Here is a 22,449-nt window from a genome sequence, read left to right as displayed (position 1 = left end):
AGGTTAATGCTAATATTGATTTAGTTATGGTTTTATATTTTTAGATGCGATTATTTTTTTAATGAAATCAAAAGGTAATATTTACTCCGTTATAGGGTGAATAGGGTTTTATACTTAGATGTATAAACACGAAAATGAAAGGGGAAATAAGATAAACATTAGTATGTTTTAACCATTAAATATTTAAATAAGAAATAATAACTATCGGGTTTTTTAGCTAAGTGAATATAAGGTAGATATTATGATTCAGGAGACCAAAGGCCTCCTGAATCATCTAATTAGTAATAATTAGATGTGTTTAAAACGACAGTAGAGCCTAAGATGCGGCCATAAGGACCATTGTAAATTACAGGGCTTGTAATCTCAGTTTTTCCATATGAACTTAATACCCCATTGTTATTTTCTACGCGGCTAAATGCGTTAATGGAGAGATCTTTACCAGCACGGATAAAGCCAGAATAGGTATTATTTAACCTATTCATATCCAAGTTAATGGTTTTAGACGCTAGGATTTTTCCGTAGCTATTTTCAAGGTTGTTTTTTAAGTTAATTTTAACATCGCCATCAGTTCCTGCATTTTGGAACGTATTAGCTGAGATAATTCCATATTTATTATTTAAATTAGTTCCTTTGATAGTTACAGAACCATTTTTGGCATAGATACCACCAGTATAGCCGGCAGCACCGAAGATATTTCCGCTATTATTGAATTGTGCTGAATTAGTGTTATCTATCTGACTCGAATTTATGACAACATTAGAGTCTGCAGTAATTAAGCCTTTATCATTTCCAACATAAGTTGCTTTGATATTAAGGTTGTTCCCTTTGATATACCCATTTTGATTATTTAAAGTAGTTACATTGTATTTAGATTTACCTGCATTTGAAATGAGTGAACCGTCATTGTAAAGGATATTTGCATTAATATTTAATGCCTTACCACTATCAATAACACCATAACGGTTATTTAATAAATTACTTGATAGCGTAATATTAGTTTGGCCGTTAGTTGATTTTATCAAAGCATTCTGGTTTTGTAGTGTTTCAGCATCAATATCGATTCTTCTTTTTGCGATAATTTGGCCATTACTATCATTAGTAATAATATAACGCCCTGTTAATGCAACGTCCTGTCCTGAAAGAACTGAATTATTGTTATGGAGTTTGGTAGTATCGATGGTTAATTTTCCACCGGCTCTGATACCACGCTCAGGCTCATTGATAGCGCCATGATAGATAGAATATGAATTATCTATAGAGTTTGTAGAAGTAATATCAATATTGCCTTGTTTAGTTTTAATTGAGCCGTTGTTGTTAGTTAAATGATTTGTATTAATTTCTATATCTTGCTGTGCATGAATAACCCCCCTCTGGTTGTTATTGATAGTACCAGCGGCGATTTTGATATTACCACCGTTAGATTTAATTAATCCCGCATTGTTGCTAATAACTGTATTGTGATTGTTGATACTTATATCACCTTGAGCAACGATGGATGAGTTGTTATATAAACCGTTAGATTTAATATCGATGTCTCCATTCGAATTCATTAGTGCATTTTGGTTATAAACTAGTCCAGTCGAATCTATTTTAATACCGCCTGAACCTGCTGATAACATACCTAGGTTAGAGACACCAGTTCCACTCTCAGTAGAAACTAAAGTAATTTTATCTGCGTACATACCACCCATAGCGGCAACATCAATACCAACACGAGGTGTTGAATTTGAGCCTGGTAGTTTAGTGATGTTAGTTGCATCTGCATCAACAAAGTTATTACCAGTAATAACATTAATCTCTTTAGCTGTAATATTTCCACGAATAACTGCCGAACGAGCGATGATATCTGTTGGTGAGTCTGACTGTAGACGGTTGTTAATCGTGATTTGACCATTTGAAACGTTGTAGCCAAGAACTTCACCTCCAGCGACAATTGGTTTACCCGTTGTGAGTGTCACACGATCGGTATTGATAAAACCACAGTTATTACATGTGATGCCAGATGCGTTAGCAACGATAACTTGTGCTTTATCACCAGCGACTTCAATCATACCACCTAAGGTGCTTGCTTTATTTGAATTAACTTCATTTAAAATAACTTTCGCAGGGCCATTGCCATTGCCTAAATTTAGGTTTCCATTAATTTGGCCGCCTAAAGTGGTATTTGTGTTGGTCGTACTGTTGTTTAAAATAACACCTTTTTGGTCAACATCAAATTGGCTATAGATGTTATGTGAGACACCTTTGTCACTTGCTCCTTTAATCTGCACAATAGTAGGGCCATTGCTTTGATTTATAACACCAGCACCATTGGTATTAATAACCGCGCCGTGAGCAATAGATATTGAACCTAAAATAATAGATACATTTAAAAAGAGTGGTTTAATTTTCATCATAGGATGAGTAATTGAATGGTTAGAAGTATGTTTCATAAATATCCCTAAAATAGACTATAGATAAAATTAAAAATAGCTAATAAAAATTCCATTAAAGCATAAGAATTATGCATGATATTAATTTTCATTAAAATTTAATTGTACTTAAGTCGGTACTGGGGAATGTAAGAAGAGTAAAATATCTATATTATAACATAAATGGTATATTATATATTTAACCTGAAAATAATTATTTAAATCAATTGGTAATGATTACTCCGCTACGGATTTAATACGAAAAAACACCAGTGTAATAACACGTAGCTATTGATTTTGACATTAGCGTATTGCATTAATAAATATTATGATTTATGGTTTTTGATGATGTAAGATTTTTTTATTCGAATAAGGTCGAGTATATTTTAGCGTATTTTTATTGTCGAAATGAAAATAATACTAAAATAGTCAAAGTAGACTATTTTAAAAATAATTATCTTATTTTAGTAATCAAGTCATTAAATTTGAATATGACTTGATTACTCTTTATTCGTCCATCTACCTTTGTGTTGCGGCTTTCATATTTTCAACAAACTCCGTTAATGATTTAAGCATAACATCAGGTCGATTGAGGTTATTTTCGATAATTTTAACTACAGCGGAACCTGAAATCGCACCAGCGGCACCATTTTTAATGGCTTCTCTGACTTGTTCCGGTTCTGATATTCCAAAACCTTGCAAGGCAGGAGCTGCTTTATATTGGTTTAATTGACTTATTAAATGAGTCAAAGGCATTTCAGCGCGTTTTTCTGTACCCGTCACACCAGCACGAGATAACAAATAAGTATAACCTTGGCTGTGTTCGCCAATTTGCTGGAGTAACTTTTCATCAGCATTTGGTGGGCAAATAAAAATAGGGGCGATACTGTGTTTTAATGCAGCTTCACGAAAAAGTTTTGATTCAGACATAGGAACATCTGCAACGAGTACAGAGTCAACGCCTGCATTTTCGCAGCGAATATAAAAATTTTCGATACCATTGGTGAAGACTAAATTTGCATACACTAATAAACCAATAGGAACAGTAGGGTGCTTTTCTCTAATTCGACGGAGTAATTCGAAACAAATTGTCGGGGTGATTTCACTTTTAAATGCACGTAAATTAGCATTTTGGATGGTTGGACCATCTGCCAGAGGGTCAGAAAATGGAATACCGATCTCTAATGCATCAGCACCACCAGCAATCAAAGCATCGACAATTTTTAATGATAATTCAGCATCTGGGTCACCTAAAGTGACAAATGGAACAAATGCGCCTTGGTTATTATGAGCTAAACGTTCAAAAAGTTGTGTGTAGCGTTCCATTAGATTTCTCCTTTGCTGGCTAAAATATCATGCACTGTAAAAATATCTTTATCACCGCGACCAGACAAATTAACGATTAATAATTGTTCTTTGTTGGGTTCTTGCTCTGCCATTTTCAATGCATGTGCCAGTGCATGAGACGATTCTAGTGCAGGAATAATCCCTTCTTTACGTGATAATAATTTAAACGCATTCAAGGCTTCATCATCGGTAATAGAAACATATTCAGCGCGACCAATACTGTTTAAATGCGCGTGTTGTGGCCCTACAGAGGGAAAGTCCAATCCTGCAGAGATGGAATACGACTCTTCAATTTGACCTTCACTGGTTTGCATCATCGGTGATTTCATACCGAAATAAATCCCGACACGGCCATGTTTTAACGGTGCACCGTGTTGCCCTGAATCAATGCCTAACCCAGCAGGTTCAACCCCAATTAATTTCACATTTTCTTCTGGAATAAAAGAGGCAAACAAACCTATGGCATTTGAACCACCGCCAATACAGGCTACTACAGCATCAGGCAAACGGCCTTCTTTTTCGAGGATCTGTTGTTTTGCTTCGTCACCAATCATGCGTTGGAATTCACGTACAATTGTTGGATATGGGTGAGGACCTGCCGCTGTTCCTAATAAATAGTGGGCTTTATCATAGCTGCCAGACCAGTCCCTTAATGCTTCATTACAGGCATCTTTTAATGTTGCCGAGCCACTATGAACAGGAATAACTTCAGCGCCCATCAATTTCATGCGAAATACATTGGGAGACTGGCGTTCTACATCTTTGGCACCCATATAGATACGGCATTTCATGTTCAGTAATGCACAAGCCAGTGCTGTCGCAACCCCATGTTGCCCAGCGCCTGTTTCTGCAATAATTTCAGTTTTTCCCATTCGCTTAGCCAGTAGTGCTTGGCCTAATACTTGGTTAGTCTTATGGGCACCGCCGTGCAGTAAATCTTCCCGCTTTAAATAGAGTTTTGTTTTTGTACCTGCGGTTAGATTTTTACATAACGTTAGCGCAGTCGGGCGACCTGCATAGTTTTTTAGTAAGTCGTGAAACTCACGAATAAATTCATCATCATTCTGTGCGTCGATAAACGCGTCTTCTAATTGGTTTAATGCAGGAATAAGAATTTCTGGGACATATTGCCCACCAAACTCGCCAAAATACGGATCTAATTTGCTCATTATTTATTGTCCATTTTTTAAGTTACATTAATTGGTGTTGGAGTTTTATCTTTCGTTGTGTATTAGTGAGCCGTTGATTCGGCTAACAACGCTGATAACACCAAATTTATTTTTTGTTCGCTTTTTATACCCGGTTCAATTTCAACCCCTGAATTAAAGTCTAATCCGTTGCACAGTAACTTTGCCGCGTCTAGGCAGTTATCAAGGGTAAGCCCGCCAGCTATCATTAATTTCTGTGTTGTGGACGAGGGGGCAGTTGACCAATCGAAGGTTTTGCCAGTTCCACCGGAGCCATTATCCAGTAGTAACACATCAATACCTTGTGTGTCGTAGTCATTTAAAGTCGTTCGTGACATATCGAGTGCTTTCCAAACTTCACAGTAGCTTGGTAGAAATGTTCTTAACGTATTGATATAAGAAATATCTTCATCGCCATGTAATTGCACAGCAGATAACGCAAGCTGCTTAGCGATATGGGCAACAAAGTCAGCGGACTGATTACGGAAAACACCGACATATTTTAAAGGCGCGGCATGAATGATATTTTTCGCCCGTGACAGCGTCACTTTTCGGGGGGAGGTTTCAGCAAAAATTAACCCGCCGTAGTATGCGCCTGCTTCAAATGCGGCTTTTGCATCTTGTTCGCGGGTCAAACCACAGACTTTATGCTCTCCAACTAATAGGCGATGAATAGCTTTATCTAGGTTGGCTTGCTCCATTAGGGCACTGCCAATTAAAAATCCATTTGCAAATTTTCTAAGTGATTGGATATGCTGATGTAAATTGATCCCCGACTCACTAATTACGATGGTATCTTCAGCTAAGCGAGGCGCGAGTTCACGAGTTCGATTTAAATCAATAGAAAGGTCACGTAAATCACGGTTATTGATGCCAACAACCTTGGCTTTTAACTGAATCGCTCTCTCTAATTCTTCTTCATTACTGACTTCTGTTAAAATTCCCATACTCAGTTGATGAGCAACTTCAGCTAATGCTATATATTCATCATCATCTAAGACAGATAACATCAGTAAGATAGCATCCGCTTGATAGTAACGTGCGAGATAGATTTGGTATGGGTCAATAATAAAATCTTTGCACAACACGGGTTGTGTTACGGTATTACTGACAATCGTCAGGTAATCCATTTTGCCTTGAAAATATTTTTCATCTGTGAGAACTGAGATGGCGCTGGCATAAGGTGCATATGCCTTGGCTATCATAGCAGGGTCGAAGTCTGCACGCAGCAAGCCCTTTGACGGAGATGCTTTTTTGCACTCTAAAATGAAAACAGGGCGTTTTGCGCTTAGAGCGTGATAGAAGCTACGCTGACTAGGCTGAATATCATCAATAAAGCTCTCTAACGGTTGCTTGGTTTTGCGTTCAATTAAATAGTCAACTTTATCATCAACAATTTTTTGTAAGACAGTCGCTTTCATTTTATTGGTTCCTTGCCGCGAGTGCTGTAACGCGGTCAAATGCTTTACCGCTACGAATGATTGCGAGTGCATGCTCGCTGTTTTGTTTTAAATCTTCATGGCCATTAATACGCATCAACATGGCAACATTGGCCGCAACCGCGGCTTCGTGAGCGGCTTGCCCATGGCCTTGAAGTAAATGGCTAAGTAATAGGCGGTTTTCATCTGGTGTACCGCCTTCTAAGTCACGTAATTGATATGGTGCTAACCCAAAATCATCTGCTGTTAATTGGTAATGTTGTACTTTGCCATCTTTTAATTCAGCAACTTGCGTGACTGCATGTAATGAAACTTCATCCATCCCCCCACTGTGTACCACAGCAGCACGGGTAAAACCAAGCATCTGTAATGTTTCAGACACGGGTTTTACCAATGACGCTTGATAAACACCGATAAGGGCAATCGGAGGGCGAGCCGGATTAATTAAAGGCCCCAATACATTAAATAACGTTCGAGTTTTTAGTTGAGTACGTACAGGGGCCGCATGGCGGAACCCACTGTGATATTGCGGTGCAAATAAGAAACAAACTCCAAGTTCATCTAATGCGTCACGAGCACTTTGTGCGCTAAGATCTAGAGCGATACCAAAAGCTGCAAGTAAATCTGAAGATCCTGAACGGCTCGAAACACTGCGATTACCGTGTTTAGCGACTTTAATACCGCATTCCGCAGCAACGAATGCGCTCGCTGTTGAAATATTGATACTATTTGCGCCATCACCTCCCGTGCCAACAATATCACTGAATGAGTAGTCAGGACGAGGAAAGGGTTGCGCATTTTCTAAACAAGCTAGAGCAGCACCCGCAATTTCTTGCGGTTGTTCACCACGCATTTTCATGCTGATTAATACTGCTGCTAACTGAGGCTCTGTCAATTCACCTTGAATGATGGCATTAAATAAGAACTGGCTTTCTTGCTGAGTCAGCGGTTGCGCTTTAAATAATTTATCATAAATATTTTGCATAATTGGCTCTTTAGTCTTCCGTTAGTGCGAATGAGAGGATTCGATTGCATTGGGAGTAGAAAGAGCCCATGCCACGGTGTTTTCTAACAACTGTTTACCTTGCGTTGTTAAAATGGATTCAGGATGAAACTGGAATCCACATACTCTATCGCTATCACTACGAACAGCCATGACCATGCCATTTGACTGGGCACAAATGGTCAAGCTTTCTGGAATTTGGCTACCAACTAGGGAGTGGTAACGAGCCACGGATATTGGGTTTTCAAGATGGTTAAACATGGCTAAACCATCATGTGTGGCGATTGATGACTTACCATGCAAAATTTCACCAGCGGCAGAGACGGTTCCACCATAGGCTTCTACGATAGCTTGGTGGCCTAAACAAATACCGATAACAGGAATTTTGCCTTTTACTCGCATTAAAACTTCTGGCATTGAACCTGCTTCGCTCGGTTTTCCTGGACCGGGCGATAAGACTAAAATTGGTGAAACCATTTGTTCTAATACAGATAAAATGTGTTCTACATTGACGGTGTTGCGGTAAATAACCACGTTATGGCCACCTGCACGCAGTTGGTCTACAAGGTTATAAGTAAAGGAGTCAACGTTATCGAGCAGTAAAATGTTGGCCATTAGAATAACTCCTTAACTTGGTGTGCTTGGGCAATTGCGCGGATCACTGCACGTGCTTTATTACGGGTCTCATCGGCTTCGGCTTGAGGGACTGAGTCTAGAACGACGCCACCTCCCGCTTGTACAGTGGCAATGCCATTTTCTACGTAAGCAGAACGAATGACGATGCAGGTATCAAAATCACCATTTCCTTGAAAATATCCTACGGCTCCGCCGTATGATCCGCGGCGCTCTTGTTCATATTGCGCAATCAGCTGCATTGCTTTGACCTTTGGTGCCCCCGTTAAAGTCCCCATATTCATACAGGCTTGATATGCATGAAAAACATCTAAATCTTGGCGTAATGTTCCTACGACATGAGAAACTAAATGCATCACGAAAGAGTAGCGATCAACCTTAGTTAGATTGGCAACGTAACGGCTACCCGCTTCACAAATACGGGCTAAATCGTTGCGTGCTAGGTCAACTAACATAATGTGTTCAGCAAGCTCTTTTTCATCTGAGCGCATGGAAAGCTCAATTCGGCTATCTAAATCAAGGTCTAATTCACCTTGTGCATTACGGCCTCGAGGGCGAGTTCCAGCGATTGGGTAAATTTCCACCTTGCGGTTTTCTGTCGCATATTTGAGAGCACTTTCAGGCGAAGCGCCAAAAAGTGTGAATGCGTCATCTTGCATGTAGAACATATAAGGACTTGGGTTTTGTGCTTTGAGTTTTTGGTACGCAATCAAAGGATGCGAGCACGGCATCGTAAATTTACGAGAGGGGACAACCTGAAATATATCACCGCGGTATATGGCTTCTTTTAATGAGGTAACAACCTCCCCATATTCTTGGTCATTTTTGTTTATCGATACAGAAAAATCGGGCGCCGTTGCTAAAGGAAGCGCCGGTAAGAAAGGCCGGCACGAAGTAATAATTTGTGAGTGACGTTGCTTCACAGTTTCGACATTTTGCTCATTTTGCGTAAATAAGACACTTTTTAGCCGAGCAGCCTGATTTTGATGGTCGATCACTAAATAATGTTCAGCAACAAAAAAACAATAGTCAGGGCACTGATTAACGGTATTAACGCTGGGTAAATCTTCAAAACTGGCGACTAAATCGTAAGCAAATAGCCCACTAACAAACATATTTTCAGGTTTTGTTGAATAAGTTTGCGCGAGCGCGGGTAGCGCACGCAAAACATCCAAACAAGATGCCGCCTTTAGACGACTGTCTTCGTCTAAATCTGTTGCTGGCGGGCTAAAGGTTACCGTTAAGCTATTTTCTTGCAGGTTATGATGTGCGATTAAATCTATTAATTGCGCTAACAGTTTTGGCAGTAAAGCCTGGCCATTTGGCGTTAACGCTTCGATTTCAACTTTTTGACCAAAAGCACGAATACGCAGCGCACTGTTGACAACAAGCAAGCTTTGTAAGTTAGCTTTATTATTAATTTCAGCAGATTCCAACAGCATTGTTGATGGAACTTGATGACACAGATGATTAAATAATAATGTTGGATCAGGCTGATAATTAATTGGGCTATCCAGATACGTAAAATGTGCTAATGTGGTGCTTTGTTCGTTCATTTTGTTGCCTTACATTAATTTTTGACATTAAAAAACCCGCCGAGGAAGGGCGGGTTTAGCACTGAAACATACAATAACTATGCGCGTGCGGCTTCCGCCCAATTTGGGAAGTCACGCCACCAACGATTTGATAAGTTAAATAAAGTCATTGTATGCCTCACTGGATAAATTGATTATTTTCGGTTTTAGTTATCTTGCGTACTAGTTAACTGGATCATGATATTTATGTCAAGGACTTTGTTAATTTATTAGGAAAATAGTTTTTCATGGAAATTGGAGAAGATATCAATATGTCGACAACCTCGACGCCATTAGTGACTCGTTATGATTTGCATAGCCATACGACTGCCTCGGATGGTGAACTCACTCCTGCCGCGTTAATCGAACGCGCGATTGAAAAAGGGGTTAATATTTTAGCAATTACCGATCACGATACTTGTGAGGGGGTACTTGAGGCCCGCCGCTATCTTACTGAAAATGAAAGGCCAATTGAGCTCATCAATGGTGTTGAAATTTCGACGCTTTGGGAAAATATTGAAATACATATTGTGGGATTAAATTTTTCTCCTTCGCATCCAGCTATGGTTGGATTGTTAAAAGAGCAATCTGAGCGTCGTTTCGAACGTGGTATTGAGATGGGCAGGCGATTACAAAAAGCAGGCATTGATGATGCGTGGGAGAACGCACAGTGCATTTCTGGTGGCGGGCAGGTAACACGGGCACATTTTGCACAATATATCGTGCAAATAGGAAAAGAAAAAACCATTAATAACGTGTTTAAGCGCTATTTATCAAAAGGGAAAACAGGATATGTCCCTGCGAAGTGGTGCACAATTCAAGCCTCCATTGACGCAATCCATGCAGCAGGCGGTGTTGCGGTATTGGCGCATCCTGCTAAGTATCAACTATCCAATAAATGGCTAAAACGGTTAGTTGCGTATTTTAAACAGTGTGAAGGTGATGCCATGGAAGTTTCTCATTGCCAGCAACCCCCAAATGAAAAACAATACTTAGCTGAATTAGCCAATAATGCTAGCTTACATACATCCGTTGGTTCAGATTTTCATCGACCATGCTCTTGGATAGAACTTGGCCGAAACTTATGGCTGCCTAACGATGATAATGCAGTTTGGACGCTTTGGAATGCGGTAAAAAGTAGCTAATCAATTGATGTATTAATAATGCGGTGTAAAATAATTATTATAAGTGATGATTTATTCTGAGTAGGTCATCTCATAGAATTAAGAGATAGTAGCATTTATAGGTATTTTTGCCGGATGATGCTGTCGATACCCAAAAATTAGAGGTATGTATGAGCCAGTTTTTTTATGTCCATCCGGATAACCCTCAAGCAAGACTTATTAGCCAGAGTGTTGAAATTCTGAATAAAGGCGGTGTGATTGTTTACCCTACAGATTCAGGGTATGCCATTGGATGCCGTTTAGAAGACAAAGATGCTCTGCAGCGTATCTGTCGTATCCGTCAGCTAGATGCTAACCATAATTTCACATTAATGTGTAGAGATCTCTCTGAATTATCGAACTACGCACATGTTGATAACACCGTTTTTCGTTTAATTAAAAATAATACGCCAGGTAATTACACCTTTATTTTACGGGCAACAAAAGAGGTTCCCCGGCGCTTAATGAATGAAAAACGGAAAACCATAGGTTTGCGTGTGCCGTCGAACCCGATTGCTCGGGATTTACTCGAAGCGGTTGGCGAACCGTTGATGTCAACCAGCTTGATTATGCCGGGTGATGACTTCACGCAATCAGACCCTGAAGAAATTCGTGATTTACTTGATAAACAAGTCGATTTAGTGATCCACGGTGGTTATATTGGGCAAAAGCCGACAACGGTGATTGACTTTACTGATGATACACCGGTTGTGGCGCGAGTCGGAACTGGGGATCCAACACCTTTTGAGTAAATATCACTATTGGAAAGTCTAAGGTTCAGTACTGAATTAAATAATATTGTATTGAAAGTGCGATATACAGATAAGTAATAGGGGTTCAGGACAAACCTGTGTATAATGCGCGGGTTTTCAAATTCATTGCTTTTTGGTGCGGTAAAAATCACGCACCAAAAAGGTATTTGACGCCTGTGAAGGCGACAGCAGAGGGTTACATGAGCGTAAAACCGCAAAAAACTGAAAAATTACAAAAAATCCTTGCTCGTTCTGGGCATGGTTCTCGTCGAGAAATCGAAACATTCCTGCAAGCGGGTCGCATTAGTGTTGATGGCAAAATTGCTACACTAGGAGACCGTGTTGAAGTTACACCCGCAACAAAAATTCGTTTGGATGGCCGTTTATTAGCGATCAAAGAAGCTGAAAAGGAAATCTGCCGTGTCATGGCTTATTACAAGCCTGAAGGTGAATTATGTACACGTCATGATCCTGAGGGGCGCCCAACTGTTTTTAATCGTTTACCACGGTTAACGGGAGCACGCTGGATTGCTGTTGGCCGTTTAGATGTTAACACAAGTGGCTTATTATTATTCACGACAGATGGTGAACTAGCGAATCGTTTAATGCACCCTAGTCGTGAAGTTGAACGTGAATATGCAGTGCGCGTGTTTGGCGAAATTAATGATGCAAAAATTCGACAGCTAATCAATGGCGTACAACTGGAAGATGGCCCTGCTTCGTTTAAAACGGTGTCTTACCGTGGTGGAGAAGGAATGAACCAATGGTTTAACGTCACTTTAACTGAAGGGCGTAACCGCGAAGTTCGTCGCCTTTGGGAATCCGTTGGTGTCCAAGTCAGCCGTTTAATCCGTGTGCGTTATGGCGATATTGATTTACCAAAAGGTTTACCTCGTGGAGGATGGACGGAGCTTGGTTTAGCGCAAACTAACTATCTTCGTGAGCTGGTGGAATTGCCGGTAGAAACGGAAAGTAAGGTTGCAGTTGAGCGTGACCAACGTCGTATTAAAGCGAACCAAATTCGCCGTGCGGTAAAACGCCATACACAAGTCGCATCACGTCCTGCATCAAAACGTCAGTCATCAAGACCAACAGCGAAACGTCGCACTCGCATCTAGACTGATTGTAATTCTCTAATATTAAACACGCTGAGACCATCTCCCTCAGCGTTTTTTTATCTAATGTATTGTCTATTAAAATATATTCGCTTTTATATGAGAGAAATGACCTTAGGGTAATGATTGAGTTGAACATAGCCTTATTAATAATAAGAAATTTAATGGTCTAGTTCACATTATGATGAAACCTATCAATAAAAGATAATATATATGAGATGCTCATCTCATTTTAATGTAATTAAAAGTCTTAGTATGACCCTTCTTGTGGGATGTGACTCACAAAATACTGGGTTGCTAACTGATAATAAAGACAAATTTACAGATAGACCTATTACTTACCCAGTTTATCCAGATAAATAAAGAATGGTTTAAGTGGATAAACTTGAATAAGGACAAAACATGAAAAAAATAACACTGACTTTGAGTGCGATTGCATTGGCATTAAGTTTTACCGCGACGTCTCATGCTAAAATTCCGATGCCAGAAACCGTAAGCCCTGGCGTTACCGTTGTTGAACTTGCTCAACAGCAGCCTGTTAACTGGGTTTCTATCGAACAAATTAAACAAAGCCTAGAAGGGAAAGCCCCGATGGCTGTTGGATTTGATATCGATGATACGGTGTTATTTTCGAGTCCAGGCTTTTACCGTGGTAAATTAGAGTTCTCACCTAACGATTTTAGCTATCTCAAAAATCAACAATTTTGGGAAAAAATGAATAATGAGTGGGATAAATTCAGTATGCCAAAACAAGTGGGTATTGATTTAGTCAAAATGCACTTAGACCGCGGTGATACTGTCTATTTCATCACTGGCCGTACGAAAACCAAAACTGAAACAGTCACTAAATACGTTCAGGAAGGTTTAGCAATACCGGCAGATAAAATGCAACCTGTCATTTTTGCGGGTGATGAGCCAGGCCAAAATAATAAAGTAAGCTGGATGCGCGATCACAAACTTACCATCTATTATGGTGATGCTGATGCCGATATCGCAGCAGCACATGAGTTAGGTATTCGCGGTGTCCGTATTTTACGCGCTGCAAACTCTTCTTACCAACCATTACCAAAAGCAGGGCGCTTTGGTGAAGAAGTTGTGATTAATTCAGAATATTAATTCTGTCATGAGTCGAATGAAGAGGAGGTCAAACGACCTCCTTTTTAATCGTTACCAATTTTAGTTAGTGATCGCAGAATCAATAATCACTCGATTACCTGAAATGCTTCCAGTTGTCCCATTAGTGACGATAGGACTGGTAATTTTCGTGGTATTAGTAGAACTTAAGACCCCATATTGGTTATTAATACGGTTTTTTGAGTCAATAGTTAGGTTTTTACCGGCTATCACTTTACCAGAGTAGTTTTCTAATGAACCTACATCAAGCTTTTGGTTATTAGCGGCTGTAATTTGGCCATAATTATTATTGAGTGCTGCTTTGAGATTAATATCAACATCGTTACGCGCAGCTGCATTGTTATTTACATTTGCAGCAATAGAGCCATTGGTATTGTATAACGTATCACCTTTAACTTTTATCGTGCCATTATTGGTTTGTAGGCCACCATTTTGGTCTGTTAGGCCAAATTTAGCATTAACAAGTTTAAAGTCATTACTGTTATTGTTATTCAAATAACTAGTTTCAATGTCGAGATTATTTTCAGCATTAATTAAACCTGCTTGGTTATCAATATTATGCGCCTTGATTGTAAGATTATTTCCTTTAATGTATCCAGAACGATTGTTCATTGAATTAGTAATAATGACGGATTTACCATTATTCGAGATAATTTCTCCTGAGTTAGTGAGTTGATTTGCATTGATATTCATCAATCGCCCACTATGAATGGTCGATGTTCCCCCATTAGTGAGTGATACCGATGCATCTAAATTCATCTGGCCATTAATGGCATTTATTTCAGAATTAGTTTGCGTTAAGTTCATCGTACTGATGTCTGCATGGCGTTGTGCAATGATTTTGCTATTTGATGTGTTATCAATCGCGGATTGTGCGCTGATCTTGCTATCTCGTCCTGCAGTAATATTGGAGTTTTCATTTACAATACGAACGGCATTGATCGTGATATCACGTCCGGCATTGAACCCTTTTACTGGATCATTTGGATTGGCGAGATTATCCCTGTTGTAAATTATATTCATGGAGTGAATGTTCATGTCACCTTTAGTAGACTGAACTATGCCATTATCATTTACAAATGAATCGGAAAGCGTATTGACATTCTGTTGAGCAATTATTGAACCACGATTATTACTTAGCGCCCCTAATGTACTTAGATTAATATCATTGTTATAGGATGTGATATCGCCATTATCGTTATTAATCGTTCCCATTCCTGCAACAGTGATATTGACGTTTTTATTACCTGCAATACGGCCGTTATTGGTAAGGCTTGCTGCTTTAATATCTATATCACCTCCTGCATTCATATTACCATTGGTATTATTCACCGTTCCTGCGGTATCAATAGAAATCGCGCCATTATAGGTACCGATATCCCCTAAATTACTGACACCGACACCGGTTTCAGTCGCTATTAAAGAAATTTTATTGGCATACATACCACCAATCGATGAAACATCAATCCCAACAATGGGTTTTGTTCCAATCGCAGTAGCAGTGCCCGTCACTTTCCCAGTTGAATTGACGTGATTGTTTCCTGCTATCACATTAAGGCGCTGCGTATCAATAATGCCATTAATAGCCACTGAACGCGCAATTAAATCAGTCGGAGAATTGGTATCTAATGAGCCATTGATAGCAACTTTACCTTGCTGCACATTATAGTTAGCAATGGAACCATCATTTGCTAGCTCTACTTTACCGGTTGTCAATGTTGTACGATTGGTGTTGATAAAGCCACAGTTGTTACATGTAACACCGGATGCATTAGCAACGATTACTTGTGCTTTGCCACCGGCAACCTCAATCATGCCATTTAATGTGGTTGCCGCATTTGAATTTACTTCGTTTAAGATAACTTTAGCTCGCCCGCCGGCAACATTGGTATTGCCACCAATTTTGCCGCCAATGAGGGTATTAGAATTTTTTGCACTGTTATTTAAAATAACGCCTTTTTGGTCAACATCAAATTGGCTATAGGTATTATGGGAAACACCTGCTTGGCTTGGTTTATTAATATAAACGACAGTGGGTCCATTACCTTGATTTAATATACCAGCACCATTAGTTGGTGTAATTTCTGCTTGAGCAATAGTCGTGGTTCCAACAATTATTGAAACACATAAAAAGAGGGGGTTAAATTTCAACCTGGTGAAACTTAAATGAGAATTTGGAACGTTTTTCATATATATCCCTTAAAATAAAATAGAAAAATCTAAGATAACTAACAATCCATTATTGCAGTTTAATTATGCTTAAATAGAAAACTAAATAAAATTAATAATGTTAACATGGGTAAATATATCGTTATTGATTGTTAATTAACTAAAACTGAATAAAAGCGGAATAATATCTACTGTTATAGGTTAATTTGTTTTTTAATCAATGTATTAACTTTACTCAGATTTAGTCTGTTAGGTGGATTTTACTCACGTAGCAATACGTAATCATTTTAATTTGCGAGGGAGAGGGAACAAATAGCATTAATTATTTTTATATTTATTCTTAATCCTTATAAAATAATTTCGATAATTAATATATAAAAGTTAGCAAAAAGCTCACTCATCCAAAAAATATTTTCAATCTGGGGGGGACGCTAAATTAGTGTTGTTAATGATAAATGCTAAATAATAATTTTATAAGTTAACTAATAGTATAGTTAACTTATAATTAGCGAATAGTTCATAAGTGCAATAATAAAAATATTACTATTGCACTCTATTATCGGATTATTACCAATCAATCCCTTTTTGAGCTTTAATTCCAATATCAAACGCATGTTTCACAGGGCGCATTTCTGTTACTGTATCGGCTAACTCAATTAAGTCTCGGTGGCAACCTCTGCCGGTGATCACGACAGATTGATTGGCAGGGCGGCTTTGCAATGCTTGGAGCACTTCTGCTAAAACGAGGTAATGATAACTCACCATGTAGGTTAGCTCATCTAAAATGACTAAATCGTACTGAGGATCGCTTAACAATTGCTTGGCGTGCTGCCATGTTTCCATACAGGCAAGGGTGTCTGTTTCTTTGTTTTGAGTTTCCCATGTGAACCCGGTTGACATAACATAGAAGGGAACCCCTTGAGGTTCGAGTAATTCACGTTCACCATTATCCCAGCCACCTTTAATAAACTGAACAACGGCCGTTTTTTTACCATGACCTACCGCGCGGCAGACTGTGCCAAAAGCAGCGGTTGTTTTGCCTTTCCCATTTCCAGTAAAGACAATCACGATACCCCGTTCAATTTGTGCAGCTTCAATTCGGGCATCCACTTTTTCTTTTAAACGTTGCTGGCGTTCTTCGTGTCGGCTTTGAGACATTGTTTTTTACTCCGCAGCACCCGGTTTTCGCCCTGGTTGAGCATCATAGCTTCCCCCTGTTTTACGCAGGCTATCATCACCCATTAAATAGATATAAATAGGCATGATATCAGTAGGGGTTTTTAACTTAAGAGGATCTTCGTCAGGGAATGCACTTGCTCGCATTGAGGTTCGTGTGCCGCCTGGATTAATACAGTTTACTCGAAGATTGCTCTGCTTGTATTCTTCGGATAATACTTGCATTAAACCTTCAGTTGCAAATTTGGAGACGGCATAGGCTCCCCAACCCGCGCGACCTTGTTTACCTACGCTTGAACTGGTAAAGATTAAAGAGGCATTAGGTGCTTTGAGCAATAGAGGGAGTAAAGCTTGAGTTAGCATAAACGTAGCATTAACATTTATTTGCATAACATCATGCCATAGGTCACTAGGCTGCTCAGTGATAGGGGCAACCACACCAAGTATTCCAGCATTGTGCAAAACGCCATCCAGATAAGGTGCAATAGAGGTAACTTGCGAGGCGAGTGCGTGGCAGTCATCAATCGTTGCAGTTAATAAATCTAGCGTAAAGTACGGTGCAGTTTTTCCACCAAAAGCGGTTATTTCATCACTCACGGATTGTAATTTATGCTGTGTTCGACCAACAAGGATAAGTGATGCACCATAGCGCGCATAAGTGAGGGCTGCTTCACGGCCAATGCCATCACCGGCACCCGTTACGAGGATCGTTTTACCTTTCAATAGGTCTTGTCTAGGCTGATATTGGAGCATATTCTTTCCTACTATTGTGATTAGTATGTAAGGTTATCATCGCACTGATTGTGATAATTGGCTAATCTAACATAGTTATTAACGAAGTTTGTCGCGCTAACTCTGTTTTTTTCTGGTTGTTTGCGCGTAATCGTGAGATTATTTTTATATTTAAGATAAACATCAAAAGGATCAGATTGTGGAGTATTTCTCATTATATGGGCTATTTTTAGCAAAAGTCGTCACAATTTTGGTGGCGATAGTTTTGCTAGCTGTTTTTGTGTTTGGTGCAGGCATGCGTCGACAAGGGACAAAAGGTGCTTTGAAAATCACAGACTTAGGTGAAAGTTATCGTGAGCGCCAACGCCAAATGCAACAAATTAAAATGAATGAACCAGAACATAAAGCGTGGTTGAAGGCATTTAAAAAACAGCAGAAAGCAAAATCAAAAAGTGAGAAAACAGGGGCTAAATTAGGCCAGACAGGGGTTAAAAAGCCTTGTTTATATGTATTAGACTTCAAAGGTAGCATGGATGCCCGTGAAGTCACGTCTTTACGTGAGGAAATCAGTGCCATTCTTGCAGTTGCTGACCAACAAGATGAGGTATTGCTAAGACTTGAAAGCCCTGGAGGAATGGTTCATGGGTATGGTTTAGCGGCTTCACAATTATTAAGGATCAAAGAAAAAAATATCCCGCTGACTATTGCTGTCGATAAAGTTGCGGCGAGTGGCGGATACATGATGGCTTGCATTGCAGATAAAATTATTGCAGCGCCATTTGCCATTATTGGTTCGATCGGCGTTGTCGCTCAAATTCCGAACATTCATCGGTTATTAAAAAAACATGATGTTGATGTTGAACTTCATACTGCGGGTGAATACAAACGAACATTGACCATGTTAGGTGAGAATACGGAGCAAGGTCGTAAGAAGTTTGTCGAAGATTTAAATTCAACACATGAATTATTTAAACAATTTGTTCATCAAAACCGCCCATCCTTAGACATTTCCGCAGTGGCAACAGGGGAGTATTGGTATGGTTCACAGGCGCTTGATAAAGGACTTGTGGATAATATTGGTGTGAGTGATGATTTTATTATTAATGCGATTGATACTAAGGAAATAGTGAGCATTCGTTATGTATTAAGTAAAAAAATGATGGATAAGTTTATGGGAAGCGCGGCAAAGAGCGTGGATAACTTATTATTGCGCTGGTGGCAACGCGGACAAAAACCACTCTTGTAACTTTGAGTTTCGCCTAGCGAATAAGCGTTTTTAAATCTACTATTAAATTACCGGCTTGTTAGCCGGTAATTTTTATATAAAGAGCAAACGTGTTAACTAGTTATTATCACTCAATTGGTATTGTTCTGATAGTACATGAGCAAGGTGTTTGTACATATTAAAAGCAGCTGTACTTTTTAAAGTGGGAATATTGTTCTCATCCAAGAAGAACTCGCCTTTAAATACCAGTGTACCTCGATGTTGCTCAACGGTATCAACAAACATACCATGGATGTAATCATCATGTTTCTTTATGATATCATTAGCTTTTTCAAGTAACTCTTTCTTTGTGATGAATGGTAAACTGTCTTGCATACGTTGGTTTCCTTGAAAAAATAATTGGTTGCTTCTAGCATTTTATCAGGTAGAGTGTGTGGTTTTCAATTGTGGTTAAACATCTTTATATGGTTAAAATCAGTCAACTAGAAGACTCTTTGTGCCTTTTAGAATAACGTGATTGAGTTTATAAGTTTTGTTTCAACACAAATAATTGTTTAAAAATATATTGATATATTGTGATTGTGTCGCAATATAAAAAAGAGATCCTCATTTTGCGCATTTTAATGTAGAAATGCGCCATTATTGATATTTAGGTAAAGGTAAATATGGGTAAAGCTCTTGTTATAGTGGAGTCCCCGGCAAAGGCCAAAACGATTAATAAGTATCTTGGCAGTGGCTACGTTGTAAAAAGCAGCGTTGGCCACATTCGTGATCTGCCGAAAAGCGGCTCTGGTTCACAAACCGGCTCACAAAAGAGTACAGGCTCATCTACCGACAAAACAAAGAAAGTAAAAAAAGATCCGCGTGATGCATTAGTTAAGCGCATGGGGATTGACCCTTATCAGGGTTGGAAAGCGAATTATCAAATTCTACCTGGTAAAGAGAAAGTAGTTTCTGAACTTAAATCACTGGCGGAGGATGCAGAACACATCTACCTCGCAACGGACTTGGACCGCGAAGGGGAAGCCATTGCGTGGCATTTACGCGAAGTGATAGGTGGAGACGATTCTCGTTTTAGTCGTGTTGTATTTAATGAGATCACTAAAAATGCGATCACTCAGGCATTTGATAGCCCTGGGGAATTAAATATAGATAGAGTTAACGCACAACAAGCGCGTCGTTTTATGGACCGAGTTGTGGGTTACATGGTTTCTCCACTGTTGTGGAAGAAAGTGGCTCGTGGCTTATCTGCTGGTCGCGTTCAATCAGTTGCAGTAAAACTGATAGTTGAACGTGAACGGGAAATTAAAGCTTTCGTTCCTGAAGAATATTGGGAACTGCATGCCGACTTAGCCGATAAAGATATCGCTAACTTACGTATGGAAGTCACGTCACAAGGTGGTAAGGCATTTAAGCCAGTCAATAAAGCGCAAACAGAGGCGGCGGTTAAATTACTGGAAAATGCCCGTTTTGCGGTTGTTGACCGTGAAGATAGACCGACATCCAGCAAACCGAGCGCTCCGTATATCACGTCAACGCTACAACAAGCTGCCAGTACCCGTTTAGGCTTCGGCGTGAAAAAAACCATGATGATGGCTCAGCGTCTTTATGAGGCGGGTTACATCACCTATATGCGTACTGACTCAACAAATTTGAGTCAAGATGCACTCGACATGGTTCGTGGTTATATTAATGATAATTTTGGCGCTAAATACCTGCCAAAAGATGCCAATGTTTATAGTAGTAAAGACAATTCGCAAGAAGCGCACGAAGCCATTCGTCCATCTAGTGTCGATGTTTTACCTGAGTCACTAAAAGACATGGAGAACGACGCGAAAAGGTTGTATCAATTAATTTGGAATCAGTTTGTGGCTTGTCAAATGACACCTGCGAAATATGATTCAACAACCTTAACAGTCAAAGCAGGGGATTTTGAACTAAAAGCCAAAGGGCGTACTCTGCGCTTCGATGGTTGGACGAAAGTCATGCCTGCACTGCGTAAAAATGATGAAGACAAAACGCTGCCACCAATACAAGTTGGTGCGGAGTTGTCTCTGGTTGAGCTATTGCCTAGCCAACACTTTACTAAGCCGCCGGCACGTTTTAGTGAAGCGTCCTTAGTTAAAGAGTTAGAAAAGCGTGGTATTGGCCGTCCTTCAACATATGCAGCGATTATTTCGACGATCCAAGACAGAGGTTATGTCAAAGTTGAAAACCGTCGTTTCTATGCAGAAAAAATGGGTGAAATCGTCACCGATCGTTTAGAGGAAAACTTTAACGACCTGATGAACTACGATTTTACTGCGCGCATGGAAGACCAGCTTGACCACGTGGCTAATCATGATGCTGAGTGGAAAGCTGTATTAGATGAATTCTTCTCTGATTTTAGTAAGCAGCTAGATATTGCTGAAAAAGAGCCAGAGGAAGGGGGAATGCGCACCAACCCAATGGTAATTACCTCAATCACTTGCCCTGATTGTGAGCGCCATATGGGTATTCGTACCGCATCAACCGGGGTATTTTTAGGTTGCTCTGGTTACGCATTACCACCCAAAGAGCGTTGTAAAAAAACGATTAACCTTATCCCTGAAGACGAAGTCCTTAATGTTCTTGAAGGGGATGATGCGGAAACTAACGCATTAAGAGCCAAACGTCGCTGTCCAAAATGCGGGACAGCGATGGACAGCTATTTGATTGATAATGGCCGTAAATTACATGTTTGTGGTAATAACCCTGCGTGTGAAGGTTATGAAATCGAAGAAGGCGAGTTCCGTATTAAAGGGTATGACGGCCCGGTCATTGAGTGTGACAAGTGTGGTTCAGAAATGCACCTGAAAATGGGGCGTTTTGGTAAGTACATGGGTTGCACCAACGAAGAGTGTAAAAATACGCGTAAAATCTTACGAAGTGGTGAAGTTGCACCACCGAAAGAAGATCCAGTGCCATTGCCAGAACTTCCATGTGAAAAATCTGATGCGTATTTTGTGTTACGTGATGGGGCTGCTGGCGTTTTCCTTGCGGCGAATACATTCCCTAAATCACGAGAAACACGTGCGCCATTAGTGGCAGAATTACAGCGCTTTAAAGACCGTTTACCTAAAAAGTTCGCTTATTTAGCTGAAGCACCAGCTGAAGATGGCGAAGGTAACCCAACTATCGTCCGTTTTAGTCGTAAAACGAAGCAACAATATGTTTCTTCAGAGAAAAACGGCAAAGCAACGGGGTGGAGTGCATTCTACGTTGACGGTAAGTGGGAAGTAAAAGAGAAGTAATAGTTCTCTTTTGTTTTCAAGAAAAAAAGCCAATCACTTAATTTGATTGGCTTTTTTATTAACTAGTAAAATACGCTGTAATGAAATAAGTTGACTTAGTATGAGTTACCTTACATT

General features: G+C 39.7%; 17 protein-coding genes and 1 other annotated feature. Of the genes, 6 read left to right on the top strand and 11 right to left on the bottom strand.

Annotated features, from left to right (window positions below; all coding sequences use genetic code 11):
- Positions 1-278 precede the first annotated feature (278 nt).
- The 7 genes from M1E86_RS10020 to M1E86_RS09990 form a co-directional block, all read right to left on the bottom strand.
- On the bottom strand, positions 279-2,432 hold the full coding sequence (locus M1E86_RS10020) for a filamentous hemagglutinin N-terminal domain-containing protein (RefSeq protein ID WP_213912679.1): 2,154 nt from the start codon (positions 2,430-2,432) through the stop codon (positions 279-281).
- Positions 2,433-2,930: 498 nt separating this feature from the next.
- Positions 2,931-3,737: a tryptophan synthase subunit alpha gene (trpA, locus tag M1E86_RS10015; protein WP_125893115.1), complete on the bottom strand. Its 807-nt coding sequence runs from the start codon at positions 3,735-3,737 to the stop codon at positions 2,931-2,933.
- Positions 3,737-4,927: a tryptophan synthase subunit beta gene (gene trpB, locus M1E86_RS10010; RefSeq protein ID WP_213912680.1), complete on the bottom strand. Its 1,191-nt coding sequence runs from the start codon at positions 4,925-4,927 to the stop codon at positions 3,737-3,739. Before trpB ends, trpA begins: the two co-directional genes overlap by 1 nt.
- Positions 4,928-4,989: 62 nt before the next feature.
- The gene (gene trpCF / locus M1E86_RS10005; protein WP_213912681.1) at positions 4,990-6,366 is read right to left on the bottom strand and encodes a bifunctional indole-3-glycerol-phosphate synthase TrpC/phosphoribosylanthranilate isomerase TrpF; all 1,377 of its coding nucleotides are present in this window, start codon (positions 6,364-6,366) and stop codon (positions 4,990-4,992) included.
- 1 nt (position 6,367) lies between these two features.
- The gene (gene trpD, locus M1E86_RS10000) at positions 6,368-7,369 is read right to left on the bottom strand and encodes an anthranilate phosphoribosyltransferase (RefSeq protein WP_125893121.1); all 1,002 of its coding nucleotides are present in this window, start codon (positions 7,367-7,369) and stop codon (positions 6,368-6,370) included.
- Between the two features lie 21 nt (positions 7,370-7,390).
- Complete coding sequence (locus M1E86_RS09995; RefSeq protein ID WP_125893123.1) at positions 7,391-8,002, bottom strand: glutamine amidotransferase-related protein; 612 nt, start codon at positions 8,000-8,002, stop codon at positions 7,391-7,393.
- Complete coding sequence (locus M1E86_RS09990; protein ID WP_213912682.1) at positions 8,002-9,576, bottom strand: anthranilate synthase component 1; 1,575 nt, start codon at positions 9,574-9,576, stop codon at positions 8,002-8,004. Before M1E86_RS09990 ends, M1E86_RS09995 begins: the two co-directional genes overlap by 1 nt.
- A gap of 26 nt (positions 9,577-9,602) precedes the next feature.
- Positions 9,603-9,704, bottom strand: a sequence feature (Trp leader region).
- A 162-nt stretch (positions 9,705-9,866) separates the two neighbouring features.
- On the opposite strand from M1E86_RS09990, the gene rnm reads away from it, so the two are divergent.
- From rnm to aphA, 4 genes are all read left to right on the top strand, one after another.
- Positions 9,867-10,739: an RNase RNM gene (gene rnm / locus M1E86_RS09985; protein WP_213912838.1), complete on the top strand. Its 873-nt coding sequence runs from the start codon at positions 9,867-9,869 to the stop codon at positions 10,737-10,739.
- A gap of 149 nt (positions 10,740-10,888) precedes the next feature.
- On the top strand, positions 10,889-11,509 hold the full coding sequence (locus tag M1E86_RS09980) for an L-threonylcarbamoyladenylate synthase (RefSeq protein WP_125893127.1): 621 nt from the start codon (positions 10,889-10,891) through the stop codon (positions 11,507-11,509).
- 200 nt (positions 11,510-11,709) lie between these two features.
- Positions 11,710-12,627 (top strand): 23S rRNA pseudouridine(2605) synthase RluB, encoded by a 918-nt coding sequence (rluB, locus tag M1E86_RS09975; RefSeq protein ID WP_185746927.1) that lies wholly within the window; start codon positions 11,710-11,712, stop codon positions 12,625-12,627.
- A gap of 399 nt (positions 12,628-13,026) precedes the next feature.
- The gene (aphA, locus tag M1E86_RS09970; protein WP_213912683.1) at positions 13,027-13,740 is read left to right on the top strand and encodes an acid phosphatase AphA; all 714 of its coding nucleotides are present in this window, start codon (positions 13,027-13,029) and stop codon (positions 13,738-13,740) included.
- 60 nt (positions 13,741-13,800) lie between these two features.
- On the opposite strand, the gene M1E86_RS09965 is transcribed toward aphA, so the two are convergent.
- The 3 genes from M1E86_RS09965 to M1E86_RS09955 all read right to left on the bottom strand — a co-directional run bounded on the left by M1E86_RS09965 (position 13,801) and on the right by M1E86_RS09955 (position 17,856).
- Complete coding sequence (locus tag M1E86_RS09965) at positions 13,801-15,948, bottom strand: filamentous hemagglutinin N-terminal domain-containing protein (protein ID WP_213912684.1); 2,148 nt, start codon at positions 15,946-15,948, stop codon at positions 13,801-13,803.
- A 546-nt stretch (positions 15,949-16,494) separates the two neighbouring features.
- Positions 16,495-17,085 carry a cob(I)yrinic acid a,c-diamide adenosyltransferase gene (cobO, locus tag M1E86_RS09960; RefSeq protein WP_213912685.1) on the bottom strand — a complete coding sequence of 197 codons (591 nt, stop codon included), beginning with the start codon at positions 17,083-17,085 and terminating at the stop codon, positions 16,495-16,497.
- Between the two features lie 6 nt (positions 17,086-17,091).
- Positions 17,092-17,856 (bottom strand): YciK family oxidoreductase, encoded by a 765-nt coding sequence (locus M1E86_RS09955; RefSeq protein WP_125893137.1) that lies wholly within the window; start codon positions 17,854-17,856, stop codon positions 17,092-17,094.
- A 178-nt stretch (positions 17,857-18,034) separates the two neighbouring features.
- On the opposite strand from M1E86_RS09955, the gene sohB reads away from it, so the two are divergent.
- Complete coding sequence (sohB, locus tag M1E86_RS09950) at positions 18,035-19,081, top strand: protease SohB (RefSeq protein WP_125893139.1); 1,047 nt, start codon at positions 18,035-18,037, stop codon at positions 19,079-19,081.
- A 96-nt stretch (positions 19,082-19,177) separates the two neighbouring features.
- Here sohB and M1E86_RS09945 read toward each other — a convergent pair whose 3' ends face one another.
- Positions 19,178-19,435: a DUF2498 family protein gene (locus tag M1E86_RS09945; protein ID WP_102138622.1), complete on the bottom strand. Its 258-nt coding sequence runs from the start codon at positions 19,433-19,435 to the stop codon at positions 19,178-19,180.
- 290 nt (positions 19,436-19,725) lie between these two features.
- Here M1E86_RS09945 and topA point away from each other — a divergent pair, with 290 nt between their 5' ends.
- Positions 19,726-22,332 (top strand): type I DNA topoisomerase, encoded by a 2,607-nt coding sequence (topA, locus tag M1E86_RS09940; protein WP_125893141.1) that lies wholly within the window; start codon positions 19,726-19,728, stop codon positions 22,330-22,332.
- Positions 22,333-22,449: the final 117 nt, after the last annotated feature.

This window comes from Providencia sp. PROV200, from assembly GCF_049901995.1.
Lineage (GTDB): Bacteria > Pseudomonadota > Gammaproteobacteria > Enterobacterales > Enterobacteriaceae > Providencia > Providencia rettgeri_E.
The sequence above is the reverse complement of the archived record's forward strand: the minus strand, read 5'-3'. Positions and strand labels throughout refer to the sequence as shown.

Bases quoted from the DNA above. Each gene is read 5' to 3' on its own strand.
- M1E86_RS10020 (WP_213912679.1), bottom strand. From the start codon at position 2,432: ATGAAACATACTTCTAACCATTCAATTACTCATCCTATGATGAAAATT.
- trpA (WP_125893115.1), bottom strand. From the start codon at position 3,737: ATGGAACGCTACACACAACTTTTTGAACGTTTAGCTCATAATAACCAA.
- trpB (WP_213912680.1), bottom strand. From the start codon at position 4,927: ATGAGCAAATTAGATCCGTATTTTGGCGAGTTTGGTGGGCAATATGTC.
- trpCF (WP_213912681.1), bottom strand. From the start codon at position 6,366: ATGAAAGCGACTGTCTTACAAAAAATTGTTGATGATAAAGTTGACTAT.
- trpD (WP_125893121.1), bottom strand. From the start codon at position 7,369: ATGCAAAATATTTATGATAAATTATTTAAAGCGCAACCGCTGACTCAG.
- M1E86_RS09995 (WP_125893123.1), bottom strand. From the start codon at position 8,002: ATGGCCAACATTTTACTGCTCGATAACGTTGACTCCTTTACTTATAAC.
- M1E86_RS09990 (WP_213912682.1), bottom strand. From the start codon at position 9,576: ATGAACGAACAAAGCACCACATTAGCACATTTTACGTATCTGGATAGC.
- rnm (WP_213912838.1), top strand. From the start codon at position 9,867: ATGTCGACAACCTCGACGCCATTAGTGACTCGTTATGATTTGCATAGC.
- M1E86_RS09980 (WP_125893127.1), top strand. From the start codon at position 10,889: ATGAGCCAGTTTTTTTATGTCCATCCGGATAACCCTCAAGCAAGACTT.
- rluB (WP_185746927.1), top strand. From the start codon at position 11,710: ATGAGCGTAAAACCGCAAAAAACTGAAAAATTACAAAAAATCCTTGCT.
- aphA (WP_213912683.1), top strand. From the start codon at position 13,027: ATGAAAAAAATAACACTGACTTTGAGTGCGATTGCATTGGCATTAAGT.
- M1E86_RS09965 (WP_213912684.1), bottom strand. From the start codon at position 15,948: ATGAAAAACGTTCCAAATTCTCATTTAAGTTTCACCAGGTTGAAATTT.
- cobO (WP_213912685.1), bottom strand. From the start codon at position 17,085: ATGTCTCAAAGCCGACACGAAGAACGCCAGCAACGTTTAAAAGAAAAA.
- M1E86_RS09955 (WP_125893137.1), bottom strand. From the start codon at position 17,856: ATGCTCCAATATCAGCCTAGACAAGACCTATTGAAAGGTAAAACGATC.
- M1E86_RS09945 (WP_102138622.1), bottom strand. From the start codon at position 19,435: ATGCAAGACAGTTTACCATTCATCACAAAGAAAGAGTTACTTGAAAAA.
- topA (WP_125893141.1), top strand. From the start codon at position 19,726: ATGGGTAAAGCTCTTGTTATAGTGGAGTCCCCGGCAAAGGCCAAAACG.